The sequence below is a fragment of the Chryseobacterium sp. W4I1 genome, from assembly GCF_030816115.1.
In the GTDB taxonomy this organism is placed as follows: domain Bacteria; phylum Bacteroidota; class Bacteroidia; order Flavobacteriales; family Weeksellaceae; genus Chryseobacterium.
The window spans coordinates 2,796,299-2,821,781 of sequence record NZ_JAUSXQ010000001.1 but is presented as its reverse complement, the minus strand read 5'-3'; the positions used below and the strand labels follow the sequence as shown (position 1 = coordinate 2,821,781).

The following is a 25,483-nucleotide window of genomic DNA, read 5'->3' as shown; positions in this document are numbered from 1 at the left end:
CAAAGTTCTAAAGTAAAATAAGAACTGTTCTTCAATTACTGCATCTTTTTTCATGCAAATTTGTTAAGCTTCATGCTGATGGAAAACATAAAGTAACGCTTCAGGATAAGGTCTTCACGGTCTTCAAAATAGGCATTGGAAATAGTTCTTCTTACGCTTTGGTTCTGGTTCAGAACATCATAAATCTTCATTTTTGCAGTAAACTGTTTATTTGAGAATGAATATCCTAAACTCGTATTCCAGAAATAGAAATCTTTTTTAAAACCAGGGGCAATATTAGAATTCGTGTTGTATTCAAAATCATTTCCGAAAACCAGTCTGCTTTTGAAAACGTAATTGGTAAGCTCCATCTTCAGGGCCTGGCTTGCAGTGTTTACATTATCGATGCTGTAATTTGTATATTTTGAAAAATTATAGCCCAGTCTGTATGATGGTTTTATAGTGAATTTATCCTTAAGCTCATACGTAAGATTGATGCCCGGATTCAGACTGTACGAATCACTGGTAAAAAGCTGCCCGTTGATGTATCCTTTGTTGTAAGCGTACTCCATATTGAATCCTGGGTTAACAGAAACCTTGCTGTCTTTCCACTTAAAACTTTTGCTAAAACCTCCTTCCGCATTGAAGCTTTTGTTCCCGCTTATATTGTCATAGGTAGCTAGCTGCTTTCCTGAGTTGTCATATTTTGAGTAATTCACGATATCGTTATCCTTGTAGGTAAACCCAACATTAAAATAATAGCTCATATTTTTCACCATATTGTAGTTATTAAAATACAGATTAGTGTTGTTGGTCCATGTATTTTTAAGGTCCGGATTTCCGGTGGAAGTGATCAGAGAATTAGAAGTATCCTCATAGGGCGTTAGCTGCTCTGCTCCGGGAATGGTAAAATTTGCATAATTAAAAAGACTTACTCTTTTATTTTCAGAAAGTTTATACTGTACCTGCAGATTATAGCCCGGTAGGGAAAAATTTTTCTGAAGGCCGTAGTTCTGGCTATTAAAAACGGAATTTACTTTCATATCAGAAATTTCAAGGATTACAGATGTCCAAATATTGAGTTTGTTTTTGTTAAGTCCAAATGAAAGCGCAGGGGTAATCTTGTTGATCTTCTGCCTCATGCTGTTCGATAAAGCTGTATTGTATTCCGAATATTGCTCGGTTGCTATATCAAAATCGTTAACATCCCGGAGATTCCTCGAAGTATTTGAGCTGTAATTCACGTCAAAATTGACAGATGCAGAATCAGAAACCGGCTCCGTATATCCGGTTCCGAAAGTATAAGTATTGTTCTGTTTTTTGTTTTTGGCAAGCTGGTTTCTGTTATCACTCGGATCGTTACTCTGGTAAAATACGGTTTGGGACCGGTTAAGATGATCACTGTTGGATTCAGAAATGATACCGTCCATTTTTGCATTCATGGACCGCCCTTTTTTTCTGAATTTTTTTGAAAAATATACAGACGGGTTGAAGGAATTGTTTTCCGAATCTGTACTCATGTACGAATCGTTTTCGTTCAGAAGTACATTATCTCTGAATGTTGTTGATTTCGAATTATTGAAACTGAAACTTTTAGAATGGCTAAATCTTGGTGAAATATAAACATTGGTCAGAGAGTCCAACTGAATTTTTACCGATGTATCGAAACTGTACTGCTTGTTTTTGCTTTCTCCGTTGGTCTCAGAATTTGTTTTTAATGTATATTCCGGCAACAGTGTCGTTCTGGAAACCTTGGATTTTGTTTCCATGTCAGAATCTGAATGCATTAAGCTGAAGGAATCAAGATCCGCATCTTTTCCCCAATTTATCGTTGTAGTTGAAACCAATGGTAGTGGATTTCTGAATCCCTTTATCCGTTCCGCCACCCTGTATCATCCAGGAATTACGGCCGTTACCCATACTGTCGAAAACATCATCATTGGAAAATCCCTGTGAATTGATATTATTGGAAGAGGCGAGGAAACTTATTTTGGTGTCCTTTTTTAAATAACTCAAAAGTCCGCTGCCTTCATAGCGTTTATCCGAACCGTATCCAAGGGCAAGTCTGGAGATCAGTCCTTTATTCTTCTTTTCATCAATATTGAAATTGATGGTGGTATTGTTGGATTTCGCAGTTTTTCCGCTCATTTCTTCCTCCTTGGTTTTAGTAGTAGTAAACTGGATATTTTTAATGAGATCAGCCGGAAGGTTCTGCAGGGCAATTTTGCCGTCTTTATCAAAGAAAGGTTTTCCGTTGATCATGATCTGGTCCACTTCCTTTCCGTTCACAGTAATTTTGCCTTCATTGCTGATTTCTACACCGGGAATCTGTTTCAGAAGTTCTTCGATTTTACTGTCAGGACGTACTTTGATAGAAGAAGCATTAAACTCTATGGTGTCTTTCTTGATCTTTACCGGAGAAACTGTGATTTTTACTTCATCAATGCTGTTGATCTTGCTTTTTTCCAATACAATATCTCCCAGAGAAAGAGATTAACTGATTTTATCCAGCCTTTTAGAATAGGACTGCAATTTTTCAGCATCTATTTTTAAAAAAGAAGGCTCATTTAGATGATCTGTTTTCAGAGAGAACTTTCCTTCTTTATTGGTCGGCGTATAATTAATGATTGATGAATCTTTTTCTTTCAGAAGATAAACAGTGGCGTTTTCTACAGGCTTTTTGTCCAGGTCCGATACTTTTCCGTCTATATGCAGATTCTGAGCATGCAGGATTAAAACCGTAAATGCCAGCATCAGCATCGATAATACTTTTTTCATTAAATATTTGTCTTTTTTTAAGGCGTAAAAGTATAAAAAAACATCCCCAAACGGGGATGTTTCGTAGTATTTAATAAAAATTAACTATTTAGCAAATAATTATGCTTTCAGATATCTTGAATAAGCATATCCTTCCTGCCCGTCGTCAGTTTTCACTTTCCACCAGTCATCAGAAGTCTGCTCAATTAAAGTTACAGATGAACCTTTAGCAGCTTTTCCTACTACAGCAGCCTCAGTAGAAGGCTCCTGTCTGATATTCAGGTTAGAATCTTCCGTAGCCACTGTTAAAGCAGCCCCTGAAGTTAATCCTGCAACCTGTACATCAATATTGATATCTGAAGCTGAATAAGTAGAATCAATAGTTCCTAAAGCATTCCATACTGCATCTTTAGCAGCGGTATTGGAAGCATTTCCTGAAACATAAAGAATACCATCCTGCTCCTGAACCTGAAGATTAGAAATTCCTGCAGACTGAGCTGCTGAAACTACACTTGAATATTTATCTTGTAATGTGCTCATTTTAAATTATTTTACCACTAGATTATTGTTATACTTTCCGATTTTCAAAGCATCTACAGATTCTTTTATTTTTCTTGCCTGAAGGCCTGAAACATTTCCTGTAAGAGTAAGCTGTCCGTTTACAACTTCTACTTTTACAGAAGGGAAATCTTTAACAGCATCCTTAACTTTTTTCTGAACTGCAGGATCTACAGCAGATGAAGTTTCCACTGGTGCAGTGGTAACAGGTGCAGCTATAGTAGACATATCCATTACTTCTTTTACTCCAGAAATTGCTTTTAATTTTGCAATCATGGCATCTTTAGACTGCTGGTCAGCGAAAGTTCCGCTTAAATGAGCTACTCCTTCTTTTACTTCTACAGAAGCACCGGGATTAGAAGTTACAATTGTTGTAGCCTGAGTCTGAAGATCGGCATCAGAAACCTTCTTTTTACAAGAAACCGCTCCAAAAGATACAGCTAAAGCTAATGCAGCCATTGCGATAGTTTTTTTCATATTGTATATTTATTAATGTTGTTAATACAATCAAATGTAATAATAAAATTTGTACCAAAAGAATAAAAAATCAATAAATGTTTCTTAAATTTTTTACAATATTTTAGAAACCAGGGATTTAATTTTAATGTATTATAAACTTAATCTCAACTTAAACGGATTAGGACAAAATATTGTACCAATTGAAAAACTGTTATATTTGTGGGAATTGAACTATATATATGAAAGGACAAAATAAACTTTTTATAGCGATTATCGTTGCGCTTATTCTGGGAGTAGTAATCGGAGGTGTTGTACACACGCAGTATCCTGAAAGTGCGGAACCGTTTTCCAAAAACATCAAACTGCTGGGAACTGTTTTTATCAGGCTGGTACAGATGATCATTGCTCCGTTGGTTTTCACCACGCTTGTGGTAGGGATTGCCAAAATGAGTGATATCAAAATGATCGGTAGGGTAGGAACAAAAGCTATGTTGTGGTTTATTTCCGCTTCGCTTGTTTCTCTTTTTATCGGATTAATGCTTGTAAACTGGCTTGAGCCCGGGCATGTGACCAAACTGCCAATCCAGGATGCCGCTGCTGCAGAAGATCTTCTGAAAACCAGTAAAGGTTTTTCTCTTGAAGATTTTGTAAAACACATGATCCCTAAAAGTTTGTTTGAAGCTTTTGCAACCAATGAAGTGCTTCAGATTGTGGTTTTTTCCATCATGTTTGGAGTGGCATTGGCTAACCTTGGAGAGGAATACTCTAAGCCTGTCGTTAAGCTCTTTGATATTATTGCCCATGCCATCCTTAAAATGGTAGGCTATATCATGTGGTTTGCACCGTTTGGGGTTTTGGGAGCTATTGCTGCAGTAGTGGCGATGAATGGTTTCCAGATATTTAAAGTATATGCTATCTATCTGAGGGACTTTTTCTTTGCATTAGGAGTTCTTTGGTTGGTCCTTCTTCTGGTAGGTTACCTCATCTTAGGAAACCGTCTTTTCGAACTGCTTAAAAGAATCAAGGCACCTTTACTGATTGCTTTCTCTACTACGAGTTCAGAAGCTGTTTTTCCTAAATTAGTGGAAGAACTTGAAAAATTCGGATGTAATAACAGAGTCGTATCTTTTATTCTGCCTTTAGGATATTCATTTAATCTGGACGGAAGTATGATGTATATGACGTTTGCTTCTATCTTTATTGCCCAGATCTACGGTATTGAAATGTCATTGGGTCAGCAGATCACAATGCTTTTGGTATTAATGCTTACTTCAAAGGGGATTGCCGGAGTTCCAAGAGCATCTTTGGTGATCATTGTAGCAACCTGTTCCATGTTTGGAATTCCACCGGAAGGTATCGCTTTGATCCTGCCAATTGACCATTTCTGTGATATGGGAAGAAGTATGACGAATGTTTTAGGGAATGCACTGGCCACTTCTGCTGTTTCCAAATGGGAAGGACAGCTTGAAAATACACCTCAGGAAGTATAATAACGAATGACAAAAAAATATTTAAAGAACCACAAAGAATTTATTCTTGAAAAAGGCTTTACCATAATCAATTCTGTTTTTTCAGATGATGAAATCGTAAAGATAACAGGGCTAATTCAAAAAGCAGACAGATCCAGAAACAATTTCAGAAAGGCGGATGATCTTTTTGCCGTGAGACAATTTCTGAAAGAGATTCCTGAAATTAAAAATCTGGTATTTAACGATACCATTAAAACTATTGTCAAAGAACTTTTCGGCGAAAAATATTTTGCAGTAAAAAGCATCTATTTTGATAAGCCGGAAACCTCAAACTGGCCTGTTGCCTATCATCAGGACCTAATGATCTCGGTTGATAATAAGGTAGATATTTCGGGTTTTGGGCCTTGGACAACAAAGGAGAATCAGTTTGCTGTTCAGCCGCCACTGCCCTTTTTGGAAAATATCTATACCATCAGGATTCACCTGGATCATACGGACGAAAATAATGGAGCACTGAAAGTAATTCCCGGCTCTCATACCAAAGGAATTTTCCGGCCGGAAAGTATTAACTGGACTACGGAAACAGAGCGAATCTGCAGCGTAGAAAAAGGCGGTATTATGGTTATGAAACCTTTAACCCTTCACGGTTCCAACAGAACCACGAATGATAAAAGAAGGAGGGTAATTCACATAGAGTTTTCTGATATGGAACTGCCACCAGAGCTGAAATGGGCTGAAAAATTGAATTAAAATTCAGAATTAAATGATATCAGAAGATCAATTTCCAGCTATTGAATCAAAAATATCTGAAGGCTGGACTTTGGCTATCAAAATATTTTTTTCAATATTTGCGGTATTGACACCGCTGATGACCATTCTGATGGCATGGCTTACCGTAGCTTCAAAGATTCAGATTGAGCTGAAAATTTTAATTGTTGCATTGGCAATACTCGTTGCTGCAGGATTCATATGGCTTCTGATTGCAAAAATAAAAGAAAAACCAAGTACGAAAATAATCCGGACAACGGTAGACAGAACGGGAATTCACTATTACAGTAATCAGGGTTTAGTAAAATCAATACGGTACAGCCAACTGATGCCGCATCCCGGGAACGGAAAATATGATGTTTTTATACATCTTGATCAGACGGATACGAATATGGATTTGTGTTTTTATCTACCCGATGATGCGTCAGATAAAGTAGTAATAAAAGTATTATCCATAGAAGCAGAATCTGTAATTACTAATGGAAACTCATTAAGAAAACATTTTATAAAAGGGATTGCTCTTTTCCGACCTGACCTGAAAATTTCCCCCGGTATTTTTGATTTGTATAAGCTGAAGAAAGATGCATAAGCATCAATAATAAAAAAGCCCTTTGAATTTTCGAAGGGCTTTGTTTTTCAATTTATTTCACTGAAATCTCATCAATAAAGATATAAGCTTCGCCACCGAAGCCCTGGTGCCATTCCGGAAGTTTTCCGAAGTAGTAGGCTTTTACCTTTATGTAACGAGCTTCAGTCGGGAGAATCTCCGTTTGGAAATCTTTGATCTGTACGTTTTCATCTTTAGCATCAACCGTATTGTCGATGCTTTTGAGAAGGATAAAATCTTTACCATTCATAGATGCATAATATTCTACCTTTTTAGGCATTAAAATCCATGCTTTGCTATCCTGAAGGTAAGTGGAGGATAACTTAGTGATCTGTTGGGGTGATTTCAAATCAATTACAGCTTCAAAATTCTGTCCCTGATAGCCATGCCATTCACCCTTTCTCCAGTTGATATCACCTTTGATTCCGTCTATCAGTGCCAGTTTTCCATTGGCCATATACTGTGGAGTTGCCTTTGAATTGATGGTGATATCCCAATAATTAGGTCTTCTGTTAAAGTGGGCAACCGTAACCGAACTTTTTTCACCTTTTCTTTCAGAATAGGAATGAACCTGAGTGGTTTTACTGATTGTAAATGGACCTTTATAGGCGATAAATGTTTTTCTTTTATTAGCATCACTTTCATCCATGGTCATATAGTATACTTTGTCATCAGGATTCAGGGGAGTGATCTGTACTTTTGCAGAAAAACCGAAGATCCTGTCTGAGGCAATAACCGGTGCTGGAGTTACCTGTGTATATTTAAAATCCCTTGATGGTTTACTGTTTTCAAAGCCCAATTTTTGGAGCTCGGATATATTGGTATTCTTCGTGATTACTTTAGTGGTACCATCTTCCAAATGAATTTTAACCTCATCAAAATATGGCCTTGTCGTCTGCCATTCCGGAAGTCCGGGAGTCACCGCGTAGATTCCAATTGAGCTTAAAATATACCATGCGCTCATCTGGCCACAGTCTTCATTCCCAATCAGCCCGTCCGGAGTGTTTTTATAGAAGTTATCAAGAATATATTTGATCTTGGCATCTGTTTTTTCCGTTTTTCCTACATAATTGTAGAGATAAGCAATATGATGGCTCGGTTCATTTCCCTGGGCATATTGTCCCATCAGTCCTGTAATATCATCTTGCTGCCTGCCTGTTGTTTGGTTGGGAGCGGCAAAAATAGCATCAATGAACTGTTCAAATTTCTCCTTTCCACCGTGGGCTGCAATGAGTCCGGGAATATCTTGCTGTACAGAATAGGAGTAATGCCAGGAATTTCCTTCCGTATAATTGTTGTTCACTTCCCGTGGATCAAAAGGTTCATGCCAGTTTCCGTTTTTTCTCGGCTGCATAAATCCAGTACTTGGATTATAAAGATTTTTCCAGTTCTGGGAACGTTTCATGAAATACAGATAATCTTCCTTTTTGCCTAAAATCTTAGCCATTTGAGCAATACACCAGTCGTCATAGGCATATTCTACCGTTTTGGAGACACTTTCAGACTCATCATCCATGCTGATATAATTGTTTTGCTTATAAGCATTCAAACCGAAAACATCCAGCATGGCAGAATTTTTAGACGCTTCAAATGCTTTTTCATAATCAAAACCCTGAATCCCTTTAGCCATAGCATCTGCAATTACTGAAACAGAATGGTAGCCTATCATACATTCGGTTTCATTGGAAGCCAGTTCCCAGACCGGAAGCTTTCCGCCCTGCTCATACTGCCTGATGAAAGTATTGATGAAATCTGCTGTTCTTTTTCTGTCGATCAGAGTCATCAGCGGATGGGCAGCCCTGAAAGTATCCCAAAGTGAAAAGACAGAATAATAGTCAAAACCTTTTGTGATGTAAAGCTTATTGTCCCGGCCCCTATATTTTCCGTCTACATCCATATTGATATTAGGTTGGGTAAAAACATGGTATAAAGCAGTATAGAAGACGGAAAGTTTATCCTTGTTATCAGACTTCACTTCAATTTTTGAAAGTTCTTTGTTCCAGTCAGTTTCAGCCTGCTTTCTTACCGTTTCAAAATCATTGGATTGTCCTTCTGCCAACATATTTTTTTCAGTTCCTTCATAACCTGTCGGCGAAATGGCAACTTTTACACTGATCTTTTCTCCTTTTTTAACATCCGTTGAAAAAGCCAAAGCTAGTTTTGTTCCGGTGAAAAGATTGCTTTCCTGCTTTCCATTAACCTCTTTTTTTGAGATTTTCATCGGTTTTGAAAATTCAATTCTGGCGTAGATATACTGATTGGTGGCCCAGGCTTCACTTCTTCTGAACACTTCAATAGTTTTATCATCTATGATCTTCACCTCACCTTCCAGCAACTTATCCCTGTGGTTAAGATCCAGAATAATATTGGCTTTTCCCGGGTTGTTAAAAGTATATTCATGATATCCGACTCTCTGAGTCGTAGTCAAACGGACATTGATATTATTTTTGTCCAGTTTAACAGAATAAAAACCTGCCGAAGCCTTTTCATTTGTATGTGAAAATTTTGAAGAATATTCTTTGGAGTTTAAGCTTGCATTTCCCATGGTAGGCATCAGCATCATATCACCATAATCTGAAACTCCCGTTCCGTTGAGGTGTGTATGCGAAAAACCATAGATTACAGAATCCGAATAATGATAACCGCTGCATCCGTCCCAGCTTCCGTTTATTCTTGTATCCGGTGAAAGCTGCACCATCCCGAAAGGGACAATCGCTCCCGGAAAGGTATGGCCATGGCCTCCGGTTCCAATAAAAGGATTTACATATTGTGAGTAATTCTGGGAGTAAATGATCTGGGCAATAAATAATGAGAACACTGCCAGTCTTTTTTTCATAACATCAATTTATAACAACGAATATATCAAAAAACTACAGAAGGATATGTAACAAAAAATTACAACTGAATCTGTTTCGTTCCTGATTTTTTTAATATTCGTGAATCAATTAGAAGTTAAACCTCACCCTCAAAAAGGTCATCCAAATAATTCTGTTGATGAATTTGTGTCCCGTCTGTTCCCAGGAATTTCTTCCAGACTTTGGATTCGTGGTATACAATTCCCATCTCCCAGACACAGTAGGTTGGAAGGTGAATTTTGTTTCTGTCCCAGACTTCAAATTTTCCTGACCCATTATAGTAAACGCTTTGCCATAATTCATTTTCACTTCTCCATGTGCAGACCAGCAGCAGATAACTTTCACCACATCTGTGCATAATGACAAATCCTAGATCTTCCTTATTCTGGAAATTTTCGTCAGCATTTTCAATGCATATTTTGGCATTATCAATATCCCGAGGCGAAATAACCGAAGGATCTTCTGCAAGATCATACCATTTGAACCTGGTTTTTCCAAGTGTAAAAATACCTTTCGGAGATGCATATTTAGAGGGATAATAGTTTGAATTCATCATGATATTTAATGTTGTAAAAGTTATTTTTAAAAATGAAGACAAAAATATAACGACAGTTCATTTCGTCATGTTATTTATCACATTGGGTTATAGATTTTATTGATTCTAAATTATCAAAAAAAACCGTAAATTTGTGAACAATTTATATTTAGTATGTTGACGAAAGAACAGGTTCAAGATTTCCTTAAAGAGATAGAAGTAGACGATTTAGTGAATAATATTCAGATGATGGGTAATGATGTTTATATTGACATGACCGCCCATTCACCTGCCATGCACGAAAAGAAAAAGCTGGAGGCAGCAATGAAGCAGGCTTTTGCCAGCGAATTTGGAGAAGATATTCATTTAAAACTTAAAATTGTTTCTCCGGAGCCAAGCGAGATACAGCTAAGCCAGATCAAAGGTAAGCAGATTCCTGGAATCCAGAATATTATTGCTATTGCTTCCGGTAAAGGAGGTGTAGGAAAGTCTACCGTTTCTGCAAATATGGCAGTTACTTTAGCTAAAATGGGTTTCAAAGTAGGCTTACTGGATGCCGATATTTACGGTCCGTCTGTTCCTACCATGTTCGATACTGAAGGTGAAAAACCAATTTCTGTAGAAGTTAATGGAAAGAGCATGATGAAGCCTGTTGAAAATTACGGCGTAAAAATGCTTTCTATAGGATATTTCTCAGGTGCCAATCAGGCAGTAGTCTGGAGAGGCCCAATGGCTTCAAAAGCACTGAACCAGATGATCAGAGATGCTGCCTGGGGAGAACTTGATTTCTTATTAATCGACCTTCCTCCGGGAACAGGAGATATTCACTTATCAATCATCCAGGAAGTTCCTGTGACAGGTGCTGTAATCGTAAGTACACCTCAGCATGTAGCATTGGCAGACGTAAGAAAAGGGATCGCAATGTTCCAGATGGAAAGTATTAACATTCCGGTTCTTGGTTTAATAGAAAATATGGCGTATTTTACACCGGAAGAATTACCTGACAATAAGTACTACATCTTTGGACAGCAGGGAGCTCAGTATCTTGCTGAAGATCTTGGGATTCCGGTATTGGGAGAGATTCCTTTGATCCAGAGTATAAGAGAAGCCGGAGATGTCGGAAGACCTGCAGCCCTTCAGGAAGGCTCTAAAATTGCAGAAATCTATACTGAAACAGCAAGGAAAATGGTAGAAAGTTTACTGGAAAGAAATAAAAACCTTCCTCCTACAGAAGCGGTAAAGATTTCAACTATGGCAGGATGCTCGCCGAAAGCTAAAAAATAATTATTTTCAATTAAGTTTGAAAAAAACCGAATTGAACGAAGAAAAATATGGAAACAAATATAACACACGAAGATACAGTAACGAGAGTAATGGAAGCTCTGGAAAGCATCAGACCGTTCCTGAATAAGGATGGAGGTGATATCGAGCTTATTGACGTGAAGGATAACCAGGTTTTTGTAAAACTTTTGGGTAACTGTTCCGGATGTTCGCTTAATTTTTCAACTCTGAAACTTGGAGTGGAAAATACGATTAAGCAACATGCTCCGGAGATTCAAAAAGTAATCAATGTAGAGTAAAAAATTACACGAAATATTTTTTTAAGACAGGTTTTTTCAGCCTGTCTTTTTTTTGTTGTAAAAAAGGTTACTGATTGGAAATAAATTATTTATGAAGGCATCTTTTCATTTGGGCTGATTATTTATCGTAAACTTAACAGGGATATTTATATGTTCTATATAAGTCAACGTATTTCATATCTTAACGTTCTGTTTTGCATTTGTTTTTATTGGTTTTGTTGATTTTTTTTAATTATATTTGTTAAAAACGCATCTTATGTTTGAATTTCTGCAAAACTTAGAACCGCTTCAGCAGGGGTTCTGGTATACGGCCATAGCTGCCAGCTTTATCTTTCTAATTCAAACGGTTCTTACTTTTGTCGGAGGGAGTCATGGAGACGTGATGCATTCTGATTTCAGTGGTGATACTCACGCCGACAGCCCTTTTCAGTTATTTTCTTTCAGAAACCTGATCAATTTCCTTTTAGGATTTGGGTGGAGCGGTGTGGCATTCTATGGATCAATAGAAAACAAAACACTGCTGATCTTTGTTGCAGCACTTATTGGAGCAGGATTTATATTTTTATTCTTTATTCTTATCCTTCAGATCATGAAGCTTACAGAAGACAATACATTTAAGTTGGAAAATCTGATCGGTAGAGCAGGAGAAGTGTATCTTACCATCCCTGCAGATATGAGCGGTAAAGGAAAAATCACGATTTCTGTGAATGGAACCAGCCATGAGCTTCCGGCAATGACAGAAGAAAAAGAAAAAATTTCGTCCGGAGATTCTGTAAGAGTAACTTACATCTATGACAAAATTCTTGTCGTTTCAAAAATTTAATTTATCAACCATTTTATAAAAACTATTTATGGCAATACCAGGAAGTCTTATTTTAACATTAGTCATTGTACTTGTACTATTCGTCACATTTTTAGCCCTTATTTCGAGGTATAAAAGATGCCCGTCGGATAAAATTTTGGTTATTTACGGTAAAACGGGCGGCACCTCAGCGAAATGTATCCATGGAGGCGGTGCTTTTGTATGGCCGGTCATCCAGGATTTTGCTTACCTTGACTTGAAGCCAATCTCTATTGAGGCTAATCTTACGAATGCCTTATCCAGACAGAATATCCGTGTCGATGTACCGTGCCGATTTACCATTGCTATTTCTACAGAGCCGGATTCTATGGGAAATGCAGCTGAAAGATTATTGGGATTGGCTCAGGAGCAGATTCAGGAACTTTCCAAAGATATCCTGTTCGGTCAGCTTCGTTTGGTTATTGCCACGATGACGATTGAAGAGATCAACTCAGACAGAGATAAATTCTTAGATAATATTTCTAAAAACGTAGATACGGAATTAAAGAAAATCGGTTTAAAGCTGATCAACGTAAACGTTACGGATATCAGAGATGAGTCAGGCTATATTGAAGCTTTAGGTAAAGAAGCGGCTGCAAAAGCGATTAACGAAGCCATCATCAGTGTTGCCGAGCAAACGAAGATCGGGGAAACAGGAAAAGCAATTGCCGACAGAGAAAAAGATACGCAGATCGCCGAAACACAAAGAGACAGAGACGTAAAAATTGCCATCACACAAAAAGATAAAGAGATCAGTATTGCCTCTGCCATCAAGGATGAATCCATCGGTAAGGCAGAAGCGGCAAAAGAATCGAGAATTGCAACCTCTTTGGCGAACTCTATCGCTGTAAAAGGGGAAAACGAAGCCAAAATTACCATTGCGAATTCTGATGCCGAAAGAAGAGAAAAAGAAGCGGAAGCATTAAGAATAGCAACGGCTGCAGAAAAAGTACAGGCTGCACGATCTTTGGAGGAATCTTACCTGGCAGAACAGAAAGCGGAAGTTGCGAGGGGAGAAAGAGAACGTTCTACCCAACAGGCGAATATCGTAGTACACGCAGAAATCGCAAAACAAAAAGCCATCATTGATGCACAGGCAGAAGCTGAGAAAATCAGACTCCAGGCAAAAGGGGAAGCAGATGCTATTTTCGCTAAAATGGAGGCAGAAGCAAAAGGTCTTTATGAAATTCTGACCAAACAGGCTCAAGGTTATGATAAAATTGTACAGGCTGCTGGAGGCGATACCAACAGTGCTTTCCAGTTGCTGTTAATTGAAAAACTTCCTGAATTGGTTAAAACTCAGGTGGAAGCTGTTAAAAATATTAAAATCGATAAAATTACGGTTTGGGACAGCGGAAACGGACAGGATGGAAACGGTTCTACCGCTAATTTCGTTTCAGGCATGATGAAAACTGTACCACCATTGAACGATCTGTTTAATATGGCCGGTCTTAATTTACCGGAATATTTAAAAGGAAGACCGGAAGAAATTCAGAAAGAAATTGTCATGGTTCCGGAAAAGAAAGAGAAAAAGAATTTTGATGATATGACCTTGGGAAATGAGTCTCCGAAAGGAGATGTTCCACAGGCTTAATTAAAAATTAAATGAGTCGTCCTAAAATAGATTGACAATAATTAAACAATATTTAACTAAATCCGGAGGAATATTTTTCTTCGGATTTTTTATGCACTTGCTCCGGTGTTTGCATCTTTAGGCTTAAGTGAGGTCTTTTATTGTTATAAAGATAAATACTTTCTTTTATCAATTCATTAAGATCATCTTTATTTTAGCTTTATTAAATAGAAATTCCTGCTTCAATATTCCATTAATTCTTTCTGCCAATGCATTTTGATAACAATCATATCCATCCGTCATGGAAGGTTGAATTTGATATTGATTAAGTACCTTTTGATAATATCCCGAACAATATTGCAATCCTCTATCCGAATGATGAATAAGAGAATTATGGGTAATTCTGTTCTTCACTGCCATTTTCAATGCTTTTGCAACGTTTTCAGAATTCATATTTTTGCTCACCGAGAACCCCATAATCTTTCTGCTGTAAGCATCCGTCACTAAAGATAAATAGCATACCGATTCCCTTGTTTTCAGATAAGTGATATCGCTTACAAAAACTTGTTCTGGCCGTTCTGCTTTAATGTTTTTTAATAAATTAGGATGCTTTCTGAGCCAATGTTTTGAAAAAGTGGTCTTTATATATTTCTTTTTAGGATAAATTAATAAATTTTCTCTTTTTAAATATTGAAATAAAGCATCTCTGCCTATTTTAATATCTTCTTTATCAAAACATTCTTTCAGCAAATAGTAAAGCTTTCGGGTTCCCAGCCTGGGAAGCTCCATTCGTATTGCTTTAACCATTTCCTTGATTCTCAAAAGTTCATCTTCCCGCTTGATATACCGCTTTTGAGTCTGATAAATATTTTGGCGGCTTATCCCAAACAATCTACATATTTTGGAGAGGCTTAATCCCTCTTTTTGGAGTCTGAGGATTGTTGGGATAAATACTTTTTTCTGATCTGAGTGCCATATTGCCCATCTGAAATCTCAATCATTGTATTGAGTACTTTATTTTTCAGCTTTTCATCGGAAAGTTCTTTCTCCAGACGTTTAATTTTCTGGGCCGGGGTTTCTTTGGATCTTGACATGGTATGGATACTTGGTTTTATCCAATCTAAGTTACCATATCTTCTCAACCAGACCAAAACCGTACTTCTTCCCTGAATTCCATAGTGTTTTTGAGCTTGTTTATAAGTAAGTTCGCCTTTTTCTACTTGAGAAACAACGCTCAATTTAAAGCACAATGTATAATCTTTTTGACTGCGCTTTTTTCTAGATAATTCTTCGTCTTCCATAAATAAATCGATTTTATGTCAACCTATTTTAGGACGGGACAAAATAAACAAAAAAGTCAGGCATAAAAAGCCTGACTTTTTTGTTTCAGGCGGAAAGCGGAGCTTTCCGCCTGAAAACTATTATTCTAAAATAACTTTTTATGAGACGATTGGCAAAAGTTTCCTGAAAAGGCCGAGAAATCCGCTGCCTCAATCAAGAAATCATGCATACTATTTTACAATAACTCTCTTAATCTGTCCTTCTGAAGTTTTTACAAGATAGACCCCTTCAGAAAGCTTTGAAGTCTCTATTGTCAAGGCATTTTTCTCTTTTCCAAGCATTTTCCCTGACATATCGTAAAGTTCATAATCCTGCGCTCTGTTGAAGTATAAGGGATCTCCTTTCTTTACAGGATTCGGGAAAATATTGAAGGTGGCTTTTTCATTTTTTACTTCACCGGTTGCTAATGTTGAAGGAGAAGCCACTTCATACATTGATAATGTGCCGCTGATCTCGTTGGCAATAATTACATAACCTTTTCCGGTAGTTGTATTTCCCGGAGCAATATAGGTGATCCCTTCTGGTCCATTGTCGCCGCCGTAAGCTGAGGTAGTACGGGAATGCTTATAATCGGTAAATGTAGGATTGTTGGGATCAGTAATATTATAAACCATCACGCCTCCGGTTCTTTCCAGAGTAATGAAAGCATAAGTCTGTCCATTGATGGTTGCCAAAGCAACTCCTTCCGGTTCAGGGCCTTTCGCACGGCTTCTGGTTTTAGCGCCGTTAGCTTCATTGTCTGCATTAAAAATCAGTGGGTGGTTGGCAGCAATATATCTTTCAAAACGGTCACCGCTATCGTAAACCAATTGCTTTGTATCAGCATTGAAAATAGAGAATGAACGCGCTCCCAAAGCTGCAATCTCTTCAAAATCAGAATCTGCATCCATATTTCCTGTCGCACTGGAAACTCTGAATCTACCTAAATTATAAGATGATTTTAAGACAGATGCCTGAGGGAATAGAACAGGATCTAATGTATAGGTATTGGCTCCTACAGTTGTTCTTTCGCTGTATCCTGAAAGGTCTTTTTCATCCCCTTCATTGGCGGTTACGATATAATTGGTATTTCCTACTTTGTAATTTTGAACAGCATCCGGAATGTAATAGGCTTTTACAGGCCAGTTTGCAATCAGTATTTCACCATTGTTATCTGAAGCATCAAAACCGTTACCTGGAAGACTCATGTCTTTTTTGCCTAATCCCCATATTCCGGAAATTGTTTTTGTTGCTAAATTGATTTCGGCCACAGCATTGTTTTCCTGAAGTGTTACCCAGGCTTTCTGACTGTCTGTACTTACCGTAACATATTCAGGTTCCAAATCTTGGGACAGCGTATTGTTCGTTCTTACTTTTCTAAGTCCGGTTGCCGTTAAAGCTGCAACCTGAGAATCAAAACTGTTAAAATTAAGAGTGGTGACATTACTTTGTGTCAGATTTCCGATACCGCCTGAAATATCAATAATACTAATTGTTCCTTCAGGATCTATGGTATAAGCATCATTCGGTTCACCCTCATTGGCTGTAATCACCTTTGTTCCGTCCGGAATGAAAGTAATCATATCAGGAAGAGCACCTACACTTACCTGTTTCAGGAAGTTTCCGTTAATATCAAAGAAAACTACAGAACCGTTCTGTTGAGGGTCTGCATTTGGGGAAGCAGCAGCAATAATGCCATTTTTAACCGCAATGCTGGTAATACCGCCATAAGGAGCCATATTCACCGTTTTAACGACTGATAATGCAGTTGGATTACTGAAATCAATAATATCAAAGACATCTGTGATGGAGCTTATCGTAAATAATTTCTGGGTAGCAGGATCATGGACAACAATTTCAGTAGAGCTGTTATTGTTTCCTGAAGGATCAAAGCTTCCGATATAATTCAACTGAATCTGTCCTGAAGGCACAGGTGCAGGTTTATCATTGTCAACAATATAAACAGTAGCCGTGTTATCTCCCGAAACAGTTGCTCCGTTTTGGATTTTCAAGGCTTACCACAAAATATTCTGCCTGCTGCTCTTCCAATGTATCATCGGTGATCGGAATATTGACCGTATAGCTTGTTGTAGAAGGAGTAATATTAATCGTCTGATTGCTTAATGTAAAATCATTGCTGTCGGCAGTACTGAACGGAGCCGGTTTTACCACAAGATTAACTGTGGCAGCGGAAGGATTAGAAACATTGATCTTGAATGCCAGACTTCCTGCATTTTCATTCACTTTAAGGAAGTTTTTATCCAGAGAAAGGGTTGTTCCGGCTGTTGTAAAGGTGCTTGATGTTATTGTTGTAACTCCATTATCACTTACATCCTCAACCATATTGGGTTTAAGGGCCAGATAATAGGTCTGTCCGGGAATAAGTACAGAGGTAGGAATTACTGTGATTTTATTATTACTGAAAGTGGTTGTGAAGGGAACTGAAGTACCTGAAGCATTTCCTGTACGGAAATCTACAAGATTTTGTGCATTAGAATCGGTGATCGCAGAATTATCTGTAAGTCTTATATTTTCATTGAAAGAAATACTTGGATTTACAGAAGTGGAAGCATTATTTGTGTTATGAGCGGGAAGATAGGTAGCAATAGGTGGGGTAGTGTCAGCACCTCCGGTTGCTGTAGCATCCATTGTAAAATTATCAAAGCGGTTATTACCGCCGGTTCCGCCTCCTGTGGCAGAAAATTCTACTTTTAATTTAAAATTCGGGTTATTGGCAACCCCGGAAACTGTAGAAAAATCAAAAATGACAAGCTGAGGATTGGCATCCTGAGGATTAATGGTCTGATACGGTATAAAAGTAGTTCCATCCGTTGAATAAAACCAGGATTGAGTTCCTGCTCCCTGCCCGGATCGTCTTGTTGTAAACTTGACAATAGCATTCTGGTAACCTGTCGTAGGAAGATTGAACTGTAAAGCTCCTCCAATTGGATTGTTAAACCTTAAATGGGTTCCGGACGGATCACCATTCCTTGTATTTAAATTATCTGCATTAAAATTCTGTCCCGTACCACCTGCAAAATCTATTTCACTGGTTCCTCCGGCTATAGCGGCAAGAGATCCGCTCACTAAAGTAGAGGATGGAGTAGTAATGGATGCGGCAGATGAATTATTGTTAAAATTCCAGTAATGGATTAAGGTCTGTCCGAAAAGCCCGCCCTGAAGGAAGAATGCGGCAATAACAGATCCTTTTAAAAGATAGTTGTTTGTCATTTTTTACTTACATTAGATGTATGCAAAAATGAACTTTATGGATGGCAAGTGTTTTAATGGAATTTTAAGAAATGTTTAATAAAAAGTAACAGCATTACCGTTTTATTATTTAGCCTGTTGTCCTGAAATATTGAGAACCTTTCCTGCCGGACTGTTTCCTTCCAAGGGATGCTGCTGCATATAAAAAAATCCTGAAACAGCAGTAAGAACCAGGAGTACAAAAATAACCAGAATGATTCTTTTTAACATTTCTCTCATATAGATAAGTTTTTAATGTCTCTAATTTCCAATACAGACGTAGGATAGCCTTTATGTACGGCATTGATCATTGCCTGACCTACTTCGTGTAAAGTTAATGATTTTGAAGGTAATACAATAGGGAAAAGCCAAATAAGTGGCTTGAAAAACCATTTTACATGAATCTGACCGTCAACAGGTTTCATGAATCCCGGTCTGAAATTGAATGCATTTCTGAATCCCAGTTTTTTCAGAGCATTTTCAGTTCTGCCTTTTACTCTGGCCCACATCAATTTTCCACTTTCTGTACTGTCAGTAGAGGCTCCTGAAACATAATTGAACACCATATCGGGGTTTTGGTTCAGAACAGCTTTAGCAAAATGTAGAGTAGTATCATATGTGATCTTTGTATAGTCTTCCTCATTCATCCCAACACTGCTGATCCCTGCGCAGAAAAAACAGGTATCATATCCTTTAAGATTTTCATCGTGGAGATCTATGGCCAGGAAATTCGGAACTAAATATTCTTTCAGCTTGGCATGTGTTTTTCCGGAAGGTTTTCTGCTTACGCTAAGTATTTCTGAAACATTGGGATTTTCAAGGCATTCCATTAAAACACCTTCACCTACCATGCCGGTTGCACCTGTAAGAATTATTTTGATCGGATTCATTTTTCTCTGTTGATATTATGTATGACGTATGAACTTTTTGATTTACTTTAAATTTACAGTAAAAAAACTGTATTTTAAGGAAAGTAGTATAGTACTTCATTTTATTACCGCAGATTTACGGATCTACACGGATTTATCACCAGAATATTGTACAAATGTATCGTCATTGTGAGCAAAGCGAAGCAATTTCAATCTTAAACATTAAGAAATACTTCAGTAAGAATATTGAGGAATTGCTTCGCTTTGCCCGTAATGGGATTTACAATAAACAAAAACCAGCCATAGAAGACTGGTTTTAAATATAATATATAAGAAATTTATTTTTTTTCGTGCAGCTTGCTGTAAATATTATGGATCAATCCATCAGCTACTGAAATTTTAGGAACAAATATTCTATTAATATCTGACCATGACATTACGTTATTAAAGATCCTTAAAGCATGGACAAGAACATCGGCTCTGTCTTCCCGAAGGGTATGTTTTGTCATTCTTTCTTCCACAGAAAGCTCATTAAATTCCTTGTAGACCTTTTTAAGATGAGAAAGTGTCATAGGTTTTCCATCTTTTGTTTTACTCATTGAGAAAACCTTATTGATGTTTCCTCCTGAACCAATAGCAACAATAGGCTTTTTGCTGACAATATTTTCCCTGATCGCATCTTTCATTTCCTGCCAGTTTTCCGGCGTTACCAGATTATTCAGAAGCCTGATCGTTCCGATATTGAAGGATTTTTCATAGATCATATTTCCGTTTTCGTAAAAGGTAAGCTCTGTGGAACCTCCTCCCACGTCAATGTAAAGATAGGCAAATTCTTTGTCCAGTCCTTCTGCAACATGGTTTTCATAGACAAGTGTTGCTTCCTCATCTCCTGAGATGATCTCTATATTAATTCCGGAAGTCTCCCGAACCTGTTTGATGATCTCATTTCCGTTCGAGGCATCACGCATAGCACTGGTGGCGCAGGCGCGGTAGTGATCCACTTTATAGATCTTCATAAGGTCGCTGAAGATCTTCATAGAATCGATGACCATTTTTTCTCTTTCCTCACCAATCATTCCCATGGTAAAAACATCCATGCCCAGTCGCAGCGGAATTCTTAGAAGATTAAGTTTTATAAATTCAGGTTTTCTGTTGCTGATCCTTACTTCATTGATCAGAAGTCTGGCGGCGTTGCTTCCTATGTCTATCGCTGCAATCTTCATTTTTTGCTTGTTTTAGCTTTTAAATATGTATAGGTTTCTATTTGAGAACGGCATTCCTTTTTATCATTCCTGACATACTCGTTGCTCAATTTTTTGTCTAAAATACGAGCTTTTACATTATCTCTCAACTGAATGTCAAGAATATCTTTTAATTCTTTTTTCAGTTCTTTGTCTGTGATCTTCGCTGCGGCCTCTATTCTGTAGTCCAGGTTCCGGGTCATCCAGTCTGCGGAAGAGATGTATATGTCTTCTGCTCCTTTGTTGTAGAAGTACATTACCCTGGCATGTTCCAGATATTCATCTACAATGCTTATGGCCTTAATCTTTTCTTTAAATTCCTTCTGATTGACCGGACAGTAGATTCCCCTTACAATGGTTTTCGTGACTACTCCGGCATAGGCGGCTTCATAAAGTTTTTCAATCAGAGCTCTGTCGCTCATCGAATTGGCTTTGATGATGATCTCAGCTTTTCTTCCTGCTTTGGCTTCTTCAATTTCCTTATCAATATGATGAACGATCTTTTCACGCATGAACTGTGGACAGATCATTAAATTTTTACAGGTTTTTAAAACAGGCAGAAAATCATCTTTAGGTTTTTTCAGGACATTGAAGACCTTATTGATATCTGCCATGATGGCGCGGTCGGCTGTCATCAATAAATGATCACCATAGATTCTTGCTGTTTTTTCATTGAAATTTCCGGTGCTTACAAAACCATATTGAAGAGTTTTATTGTGAGCTCGTTTTTTAATTACACAGAGTTTGGCGTGTACTTTTTTGTTGGGAAGACCCACGAGAACAGTAATTCCTTCCGGCTCAAACATTTCTTTCCATTTCAGATTGGACTCTTCGTCAAATCTTGCCTGAAGTTCCAGCATCACCGTTACTTCCTTACCATTTCTTGCAGCATAGATCAGTGCATTACTTATTTTTGAGTTGCTGGCAAGCCGGTACGCTGTAATTTGTATAGATTTTACATCAGGATCCATAGCCGCTTCACGCAGAAGATCAATCACAGGGTTGTATTTGTGGTAGGGGAAAGAAAGCAGGACATCTTTCTTTAAAATAACATCTGTCACTCTTTCTCCGTTTTCAAAAGCCTGATGGGTGAAGGATGATCTTTCTACAGGTCTCTCATAGGTTTCAAAAACATCTGGAAAATCCATAAAATGTTTGAAATTGTGAATCTTTCCACCCGGAATAATGCTGTCTTTCTTTGTTAAATTCAATTTACGGATCAGCAGCTCCAGGAGCGCCTTATCCATATCCTTATCAAAGACAAAACGGGTTGGCTTTCCTTTTCTTCGGTTTTTAAGGCCTTTCTCTATTTTTTCTGCGAAGTTGGTACGGATATCATTATCCAGTTCCAGTTCAGCATCTTTTGTTACTTTAAAAGCATTGGCAGAAAATTCGTCATATCCAAAATAAGAAAAAATATGCGGAAGGTTGAAGGTAATAACATCCTCAAGAAGCATGACATTTTTTTCCTCCGGATCCTCCGTTGGCAGCAGGACAAATCTTCCTACAAAACGGGAAGGTATTTCAATAATTGCATAATTACTGGAATACTGCCAGTCTTTTTTTCTCATGGCAACACCCAGATAAAGACTTTTGTCCCTTAGATAAGGCATTGGAGTATTTTCATGAAGAAGAATAGGGATGACATTGGATTCCACGACTTCGTCAAAATATTGTCTTACAAATTCCTTCTGCTTGGCAGTGAGGTTTTTAGAATTTTTAATAGAAACTTTAAGACCAGCCATTTCAACCTGAATGTGTTTCCAGGTCTTATCGAAATTCTGCTGCTGTCTGATCACAATTTCATTGATCCGCTGAAGGATTTTTGAAGGGGGCTGATAGAAAGATTCTGCGATTACTTTTTCTTTAAAATCCATTGCACGCTTTAATCCGGCTACACGTACTCTGAAAAATTCGTCTAAATTGTTGGAAAAAATTCCCAGGAAACGTATTCTTAAATGTAAAGGGACATTTTCGTCCATGGCCTCCTGTAAAACCCTTTCATTGAAGGCTAGCCATGTAATATCTCGCGGATTAAAGTGTACTGACATTCTAAAGTTTATATTTTATCAAAAATAGTAATTCATAATGTTTAATTCATATTTATAAGGTTAAACTTTGATTAATTTTTAAGTATTCTCCAGATGTTCAAACTGTCTTGAATAGTACCATTTAACATAATCTCAAATATGTTTTTTGCGATACATAATGTTGATTCTGTCATTTTGTCACAAATTTTTGAATGGTATAGATATTGAGAAATTGAGAGTGTAAATTAAAATATAAAAATTAGAAAAAATAAAATATTATGAGTAAAATAATTGGAATTGACTTAGGAACAACCAACTCTTGTGTTGCTGTAATGGAGGGAAAAGACCCTGTTGTTATTCCTAACGCAGAAGGTAAAAGAACGACTCCGTCTATCGTAGCATTTACAGAAGATGGAGAAAGAAAAGTAGGAGATCCTGCAAAAAGACAGGCTGTAACCAATCCAAAGAAAACTGTATACTCTATCAAAAGATTTATCGGTACTCATTTTAAGGAAGATGCTAAAGAAATTTCAAGAGTACCTTATGAAGTTGTAGCAGGACCGAATGATACCGTAAAAGTAAAAATCGACGACAGAGAATATACACCACAGGAAATTTCTGCAATGACTCTTCAGAAAATGAAGAAAACTGCAGAAGATTATCTTGGCCAGGAGGTAACAAGAGCAGTAATTACTGTTCCTGCTTATTTCAACGATGCGCAGAGACAAGCTACTAAAGAAGCTGGAGAAATTGCAGGTCTTAAAGTAGAAAGAATCATTAACGAGCCTACTGCAGCTGCTTTGGCTTATGGTTTGGATAAAAGCCACAAAGATCAGAAGATTGCTGTATATGACCTTGGAGGAGGTACTTTCGATATCTCTATCCTTGATTTAGGAGACGGTGTATTTGAAGTATTGTCTACAAACGGTGATACCCACTTAGGTGGTGATGACTTTGATGATGTGATCATCAACTGGATGGCTGATGAATTCAAAGCTGAAGAAGGAGTAGACCTTAAAACTGACGCTATTGCCCTTCAGAGATTGAAAGAAGCTGCTGAAAAAGCAAAAATCGAGTTATCTTCTTCTCCTCAGACTGAGATCAACTTACCTTATATAACGGCTACAGCTACAGGTCCTAAACACTTAGTGAAGACTTTAACTAAAGCTAAATTTGAGCAGTTAGCTGCTGATCTTGTAAGAAGATCTATGGAGCCGGTAGCAAAAGCATTGAAAGATGCAGGTCTATCAACTTCTGATATTGATGAAGTACTTTTAGTAGGTGGTTCTACAAGAATCCCTATCATTCAGGAAGAAGTAGAAAAATTCTTCGGTAAAAAACCTTCAAAAGGAGTTAACCCGGATGAGGTAGTTGCTGTTGGAGCTGCTATTCAGGGAGGAGTATTGACAGGAGATGTAACAGATGTATTGCTTCTTGACGTTACGCCGCTTTCTTTAGGTATCGAAACAATGGGTTCTGTATTCACTAAATTAATTGATGCAAACACTACGATCCCAACTAAGAAATCTGAAGTTTTCTCTACAGCTTCTGACAACCAGCCAGCTGTAAGCATCAGAGTAGGACAGGGAGAAAGAGCAATGTTCAACGATAACAAAGAGATCGGTAGATTTGATCTTGCAGATATTCCACCGGCACCAAGAGGAGTTCCTCAGATTGAAGTAACTTTCGATATTGATGCGAATGGTATCTTAAGCGTTTCTGCTAAGGATAAAGGAACCGGGAAAGAACAAACGATCAAAATCCAGGCTTCTTCAGGTCTTTCTGACGAAGAAATCGAAAGAATGAAGAAAGAAGCTCAGGAAAACTCTGCAGCAGATGCTAAGAGAAAAGAAGAAGTTGAGATCTTCAACAAAGCTGACGGATTGATCTTCCAGACTGAAAAGCAGTTGAAAGAATTCGGTGAGAAATTATCCGCTGACAAGAAAGCAGCAATTGAAGCAGCTCACGGAGAATTGAAAACAGCTTTTGAAGCTAAAAATGCGGATGATGTTAAAGCTAAAACAGAAGCTTTAGATGCAGCATGGATGGCAGCTTCTGAAGAATTATATGCCGCTGGTCAACAGCCAGGTGCTGAAGCAGGTGCTCAAAATCCTGGAGATACCAATAATGGAGGAGGAGCTGAAGATGTACAGGATGCAGACTTCGAAGAAGTAAAATAATTAGCTATAGATTAATAGCATATCATTATAAAAACCGCTGTAAATATCATATTTGCAGCGGTTTTCTTCTTATTACAGTAGTATTTCTGATATAGTAAAATTATTTTAATCAATAAGATGTTCCCAGATATAGCCCGTTTTTCCTAAATATTCAACCTTCACCCAACTTCCCGGTTTGTGATCAATTATATCACTTTGAACCTTTCTCTGAATAATCTTTATTTCCGAATTTACAGGGGCAATTACTATTACTTTGCCTTTTCTGGAAGGCATGTCCCTAATTGATGCCCCGTTTTTAGCAATTATTTTGGCTGAAACCGAATTGATATCCTTAATTGAGCTGTGACCCAATAAGTTTCCCGGTGCCATAAACAGAAAAAGGATAAGTCCTATAATGACCAGATTTAGTATGGCTAAATGAGTTTTAAGCGGTTTTAAACTGTCTGAATATGCCATTTTATCTTTTAAAAAAATAAATCAATACCAACAAAATTAGAATGATGAAATATCTGTTATAAATTTTGTCTTGCAAAGCGGATCTGTCCATATTCAATGAACATTCATCACACAGAAATCGGGGACCTGTATATGTTACATTGGTACGGCTGGATGA

Annotated in this window: 22 protein-coding genes and 1 pseudogene; 8 read left to right on the top strand and 15 right to left on the bottom strand. The window is 37.7% G+C overall.

Going from position 1 to position 25,483, the window contains the following annotated elements; translation table 11 throughout:
- Positions 1 to 50: 50 nt before the first annotated feature.
- The 5 genes from QF044_RS13090 to QF044_RS13070 form a co-directional block, all read right to left on the bottom strand.
- Positions 51 to 1,826, bottom strand: a complete 1,776-nt coding sequence (locus QF044_RS13090) for an outer membrane beta-barrel protein (protein ID WP_307267980.1) — start codon at positions 1,824 to 1,826, stop codon at positions 51 to 53.
- Positions 1,780 to 2,448, bottom strand: coding sequence for a hypothetical protein (locus tag QF044_RS13085; RefSeq protein ID WP_307267977.1), 669 nt, complete (start codon positions 2,446 to 2,448; stop codon positions 1,780 to 1,782). Before QF044_RS13085 ends, QF044_RS13090 begins: the two co-directional genes overlap by 47 nt.
- 24 nt (positions 2,449 to 2,472) lie before the next feature.
- Positions 2,473 to 2,757, bottom strand: a complete 285-nt coding sequence (locus QF044_RS13080; RefSeq protein WP_307267976.1) for a carboxypeptidase-like regulatory domain-containing protein — start codon at positions 2,755 to 2,757, stop codon at positions 2,473 to 2,475.
- 99 nt (positions 2,758 to 2,856) lie between these two features.
- Positions 2,857 to 3,276, bottom strand: a complete 420-nt coding sequence (locus tag QF044_RS13075) for an SH3 domain-containing protein (RefSeq protein WP_307267974.1) — start codon at positions 3,274 to 3,276, stop codon at positions 2,857 to 2,859.
- Positions 3,277 to 3,282: 6 nt separating this feature from the next.
- The gene (locus tag QF044_RS13070; protein ID WP_307267970.1) at positions 3,283 to 3,771 is read right to left on the bottom strand and encodes a BON domain-containing protein; all 489 of its coding nucleotides are present in this window, start codon (positions 3,769 to 3,771) and stop codon (positions 3,283 to 3,285) included.
- Between the two features lie 221 nt (positions 3,772 to 3,992).
- On the opposite strand from QF044_RS13070, the gene QF044_RS13065 reads away from it, so the two are divergent.
- Genes QF044_RS13065 through QF044_RS13055 form a run of 3 tightly spaced genes read left to right on the top strand, consistent with a single transcriptional unit; the run spans position 3,993 to position 6,579 of the window.
- Positions 3,993 to 5,243, top strand: a complete 1,251-nt coding sequence (locus QF044_RS13065) for a dicarboxylate/amino acid:cation symporter (RefSeq protein ID WP_307267968.1) — start codon at positions 3,993 to 3,995, stop codon at positions 5,241 to 5,243.
- Positions 5,244 to 5,249: 6 nt separating this feature from the next.
- Positions 5,250 to 5,972 carry a phytanoyl-CoA dioxygenase family protein gene (locus tag QF044_RS13060; RefSeq protein WP_307267966.1) on the top strand — a complete coding sequence of 241 codons (723 nt, stop codon included), beginning with the start codon at positions 5,250 to 5,252 and terminating at the stop codon, positions 5,970 to 5,972.
- A 13-nt stretch (positions 5,973 to 5,985) separates the two neighbouring features.
- The gene (locus QF044_RS13055; protein ID WP_307267964.1) at positions 5,986 to 6,579 is read left to right on the top strand and encodes a hypothetical protein; all 594 of its coding nucleotides are present in this window, start codon (positions 5,986 to 5,988) and stop codon (positions 6,577 to 6,579) included.
- Between the two features lie 52 nt (positions 6,580 to 6,631).
- Here QF044_RS13055 and QF044_RS13050 read toward each other — a convergent pair whose 3' ends face one another.
- Together QF044_RS13050 and QF044_RS13045 are read right to left on the bottom strand one after the other, a co-directional pair.
- Positions 6,632 to 9,433 carry a GH92 family glycosyl hydrolase gene (locus QF044_RS13050; RefSeq protein ID WP_307267961.1) on the bottom strand — a complete coding sequence of 934 codons (2,802 nt, stop codon included), beginning with the start codon at positions 9,431 to 9,433 and terminating at the stop codon, positions 6,632 to 6,634.
- Positions 9,434 to 9,549: 116 nt separating this feature from the next.
- A complete protein-coding gene (locus QF044_RS13045; RefSeq protein ID WP_307267959.1) occupies positions 9,550 to 10,008 on the bottom strand; it encodes a hypothetical protein in 459 nt (152 codons plus the stop codon).
- Between the two features lie 153 nt (positions 10,009 to 10,161).
- Here QF044_RS13045 and QF044_RS13040 point away from each other — a divergent pair, with 153 nt between their 5' ends.
- From QF044_RS13040 to QF044_RS13025, 4 genes are all read left to right on the top strand, one after another.
- On the top strand, positions 10,162 to 11,271 hold the full coding sequence (locus tag QF044_RS13040; protein ID WP_307267956.1) for an Mrp/NBP35 family ATP-binding protein: 1,110 nt from the start codon (positions 10,162 to 10,164) through the stop codon (positions 11,269 to 11,271).
- Between the two features lie 47 nt (positions 11,272 to 11,318).
- A complete protein-coding gene (locus QF044_RS13035) occupies positions 11,319 to 11,567 on the top strand; it encodes a NifU family protein (protein WP_051890476.1) in 249 nt (82 codons plus the stop codon).
- A gap of 256 nt (positions 11,568 to 11,823) precedes the next feature.
- The gene (locus QF044_RS13030; protein ID WP_307267949.1) at positions 11,824 to 12,390 is read left to right on the top strand and encodes an NfeD family protein; all 567 of its coding nucleotides are present in this window, start codon (positions 11,824 to 11,826) and stop codon (positions 12,388 to 12,390) included.
- Positions 12,391 to 12,418: 28 nt separating this feature from the next.
- Positions 12,419 to 14,002, top strand: a complete 1,584-nt coding sequence (locus QF044_RS13025; protein ID WP_307267946.1) for a flotillin family protein — start codon at positions 12,419 to 12,421, stop codon at positions 14,000 to 14,002.
- Positions 14,003 to 14,054: 52 nt separating this feature from the next.
- Here the strand turns inward: QF044_RS13025 and QF044_RS13020 are convergent.
- From QF044_RS13020 to ppk1, 7 genes and pseudogenes are all read right to left on the bottom strand, one after another.
- Positions 14,055 to 15,282, bottom strand: a pseudogene (locus QF044_RS13020) (IS3 family transposase).
- 210 nt (positions 15,283 to 15,492) lie between these two features.
- Complete coding sequence (locus QF044_RS13015; protein WP_307267944.1) at positions 15,493 to 17,313, bottom strand: choice-of-anchor I family protein; 1,821 nt, start codon at positions 17,311 to 17,313, stop codon at positions 15,493 to 15,495.
- On the bottom strand, positions 17,276 to 18,532 hold the full coding sequence (locus QF044_RS13010; RefSeq protein WP_307267942.1) for an Ig-like domain-containing protein: 1,257 nt from the start codon (positions 18,530 to 18,532) through the stop codon (positions 17,276 to 17,278). Before QF044_RS13010 ends, QF044_RS13015 begins: the two co-directional genes overlap by 38 nt.
- Positions 18,533 to 18,637: 105 nt before the next feature.
- Positions 18,638 to 18,790 carry a hypothetical protein gene (locus QF044_RS13005; protein ID WP_307267940.1) on the bottom strand — a complete coding sequence of 51 codons (153 nt, stop codon included), beginning with the start codon at positions 18,788 to 18,790 and terminating at the stop codon, positions 18,638 to 18,640.
- On the bottom strand, positions 18,787 to 19,440 hold the full coding sequence (locus tag QF044_RS13000; protein WP_307267937.1) for an NAD-dependent epimerase/dehydratase family protein: 654 nt from the start codon (positions 19,438 to 19,440) through the stop codon (positions 18,787 to 18,789). The genes QF044_RS13005 and QF044_RS13000 overlap by 4 nt, the downstream gene beginning before the upstream one ends.
- 317 nt (positions 19,441 to 19,757) lie before the next feature.
- Entirely contained in the window at positions 19,758 to 20,642 is an 885-nt protein-coding gene (locus tag QF044_RS12995; protein ID WP_307267935.1) for an exopolyphosphatase, read from the bottom strand.
- The gene (ppk1, locus tag QF044_RS12990; RefSeq protein WP_307267932.1) at positions 20,639 to 22,711 is read right to left on the bottom strand and encodes a polyphosphate kinase 1; all 2,073 of its coding nucleotides are present in this window, start codon (positions 22,709 to 22,711) and stop codon (positions 20,639 to 20,641) included. The genes QF044_RS12995 and ppk1 overlap by 4 nt, the downstream gene beginning before the upstream one ends.
- Before the next feature lie 257 nt (positions 22,712 to 22,968).
- Between ppk1 and dnaK the strand changes: the two genes are divergently transcribed.
- Positions 22,969 to 24,870 (top strand): molecular chaperone DnaK, encoded by a 1,902-nt coding sequence (gene dnaK / locus QF044_RS12985; RefSeq protein ID WP_307267929.1) that lies wholly within the window; start codon positions 22,969 to 22,971, stop codon positions 24,868 to 24,870.
- A gap of 105 nt (positions 24,871 to 24,975) precedes the next feature.
- Here dnaK and QF044_RS12980 read toward each other — a convergent pair whose 3' ends face one another.
- Complete coding sequence (locus QF044_RS12980) at positions 24,976 to 25,326, bottom strand: SH3 domain-containing protein (protein WP_307267926.1); 351 nt, start codon at positions 25,324 to 25,326, stop codon at positions 24,976 to 24,978.
- Between the last annotated feature and the right edge of the window lie 157 nt (positions 25,327 to 25,483).

Bases quoted from the DNA above. Each gene is read 5' to 3' on its own strand.
- QF044_RS13080 (WP_307267976.1), bottom strand. From the start codon at position 2,757: ATGAAAAAAGTATTATCGATGCTGATGCTGGCATTTACGGTTTTAATC.
- QF044_RS13075 (WP_307267974.1), bottom strand. From the start codon at position 3,276: ATGAGCACATTACAAGATAAATATTCAAGTGTAGTTTCAGCAGCTCAG.
- QF044_RS13070 (WP_307267970.1), bottom strand. From the start codon at position 3,771: ATGAAAAAAACTATCGCAATGGCTGCATTAGCTTTAGCTGTATCTTTT.
- QF044_RS13065 (WP_307267968.1), top strand. From the start codon at position 3,993: ATGAAAGGACAAAATAAACTTTTTATAGCGATTATCGTTGCGCTTATT.
- QF044_RS13060 (WP_307267966.1), top strand. From the start codon at position 5,250: ATGACAAAAAAATATTTAAAGAACCACAAAGAATTTATTCTTGAAAAA.
- QF044_RS13055 (WP_307267964.1), top strand. From the start codon at position 5,986: ATGATATCAGAAGATCAATTTCCAGCTATTGAATCAAAAATATCTGAA.
- QF044_RS13050 (WP_307267961.1), bottom strand. From the start codon at position 9,433: ATGAAAAAAAGACTGGCAGTGTTCTCATTATTTATTGCCCAGATCATT.
- QF044_RS13045 (WP_307267959.1), bottom strand. From the start codon at position 10,008: ATGATGAATTCAAACTATTATCCCTCTAAATATGCATCTCCGAAAGGT.
- QF044_RS13040 (WP_307267956.1), top strand. From the start codon at position 10,162: ATGTTGACGAAAGAACAGGTTCAAGATTTCCTTAAAGAGATAGAAGTA.
- QF044_RS13035 (WP_051890476.1), top strand. From the start codon at position 11,319: ATGGAAACAAATATAACACACGAAGATACAGTAACGAGAGTAATGGAA.
- QF044_RS13030 (WP_307267949.1), top strand. From the start codon at position 11,824: ATGTTTGAATTTCTGCAAAACTTAGAACCGCTTCAGCAGGGGTTCTGG.
- QF044_RS13025 (WP_307267946.1), top strand. From the start codon at position 12,419: ATGGCAATACCAGGAAGTCTTATTTTAACATTAGTCATTGTACTTGTA.
- QF044_RS13010 (WP_307267942.1), bottom strand. From the start codon at position 18,532: ATGACAAACAACTATCTTTTAAAAGGATCTGTTATTGCCGCATTCTTC.
- QF044_RS13005 (WP_307267940.1), bottom strand. From the start codon at position 18,790: ATGAGAGAAATGTTAAAAAGAATCATTCTGGTTATTTTTGTACTCCTG.
- QF044_RS13000 (WP_307267937.1), bottom strand. From the start codon at position 19,440: ATGAATCCGATCAAAATAATTCTTACAGGTGCAACCGGCATGGTAGGT.
- QF044_RS12995 (WP_307267935.1), bottom strand. From the start codon at position 20,642: ATGAAGATTGCAGCGATAGACATAGGAAGCAACGCCGCCAGACTTCTG.
- ppk1 (WP_307267932.1), bottom strand. From the start codon at position 22,711: ATGTCAGTACACTTTAATCCGCGAGATATTACATGGCTAGCCTTCAAT.
- dnaK (WP_307267929.1), top strand. From the start codon at position 22,969: ATGAGTAAAATAATTGGAATTGACTTAGGAACAACCAACTCTTGTGTT.
- QF044_RS12980 (WP_307267926.1), bottom strand. From the start codon at position 25,326: ATGGCATATTCAGACAGTTTAAAACCGCTTAAAACTCATTTAGCCATA.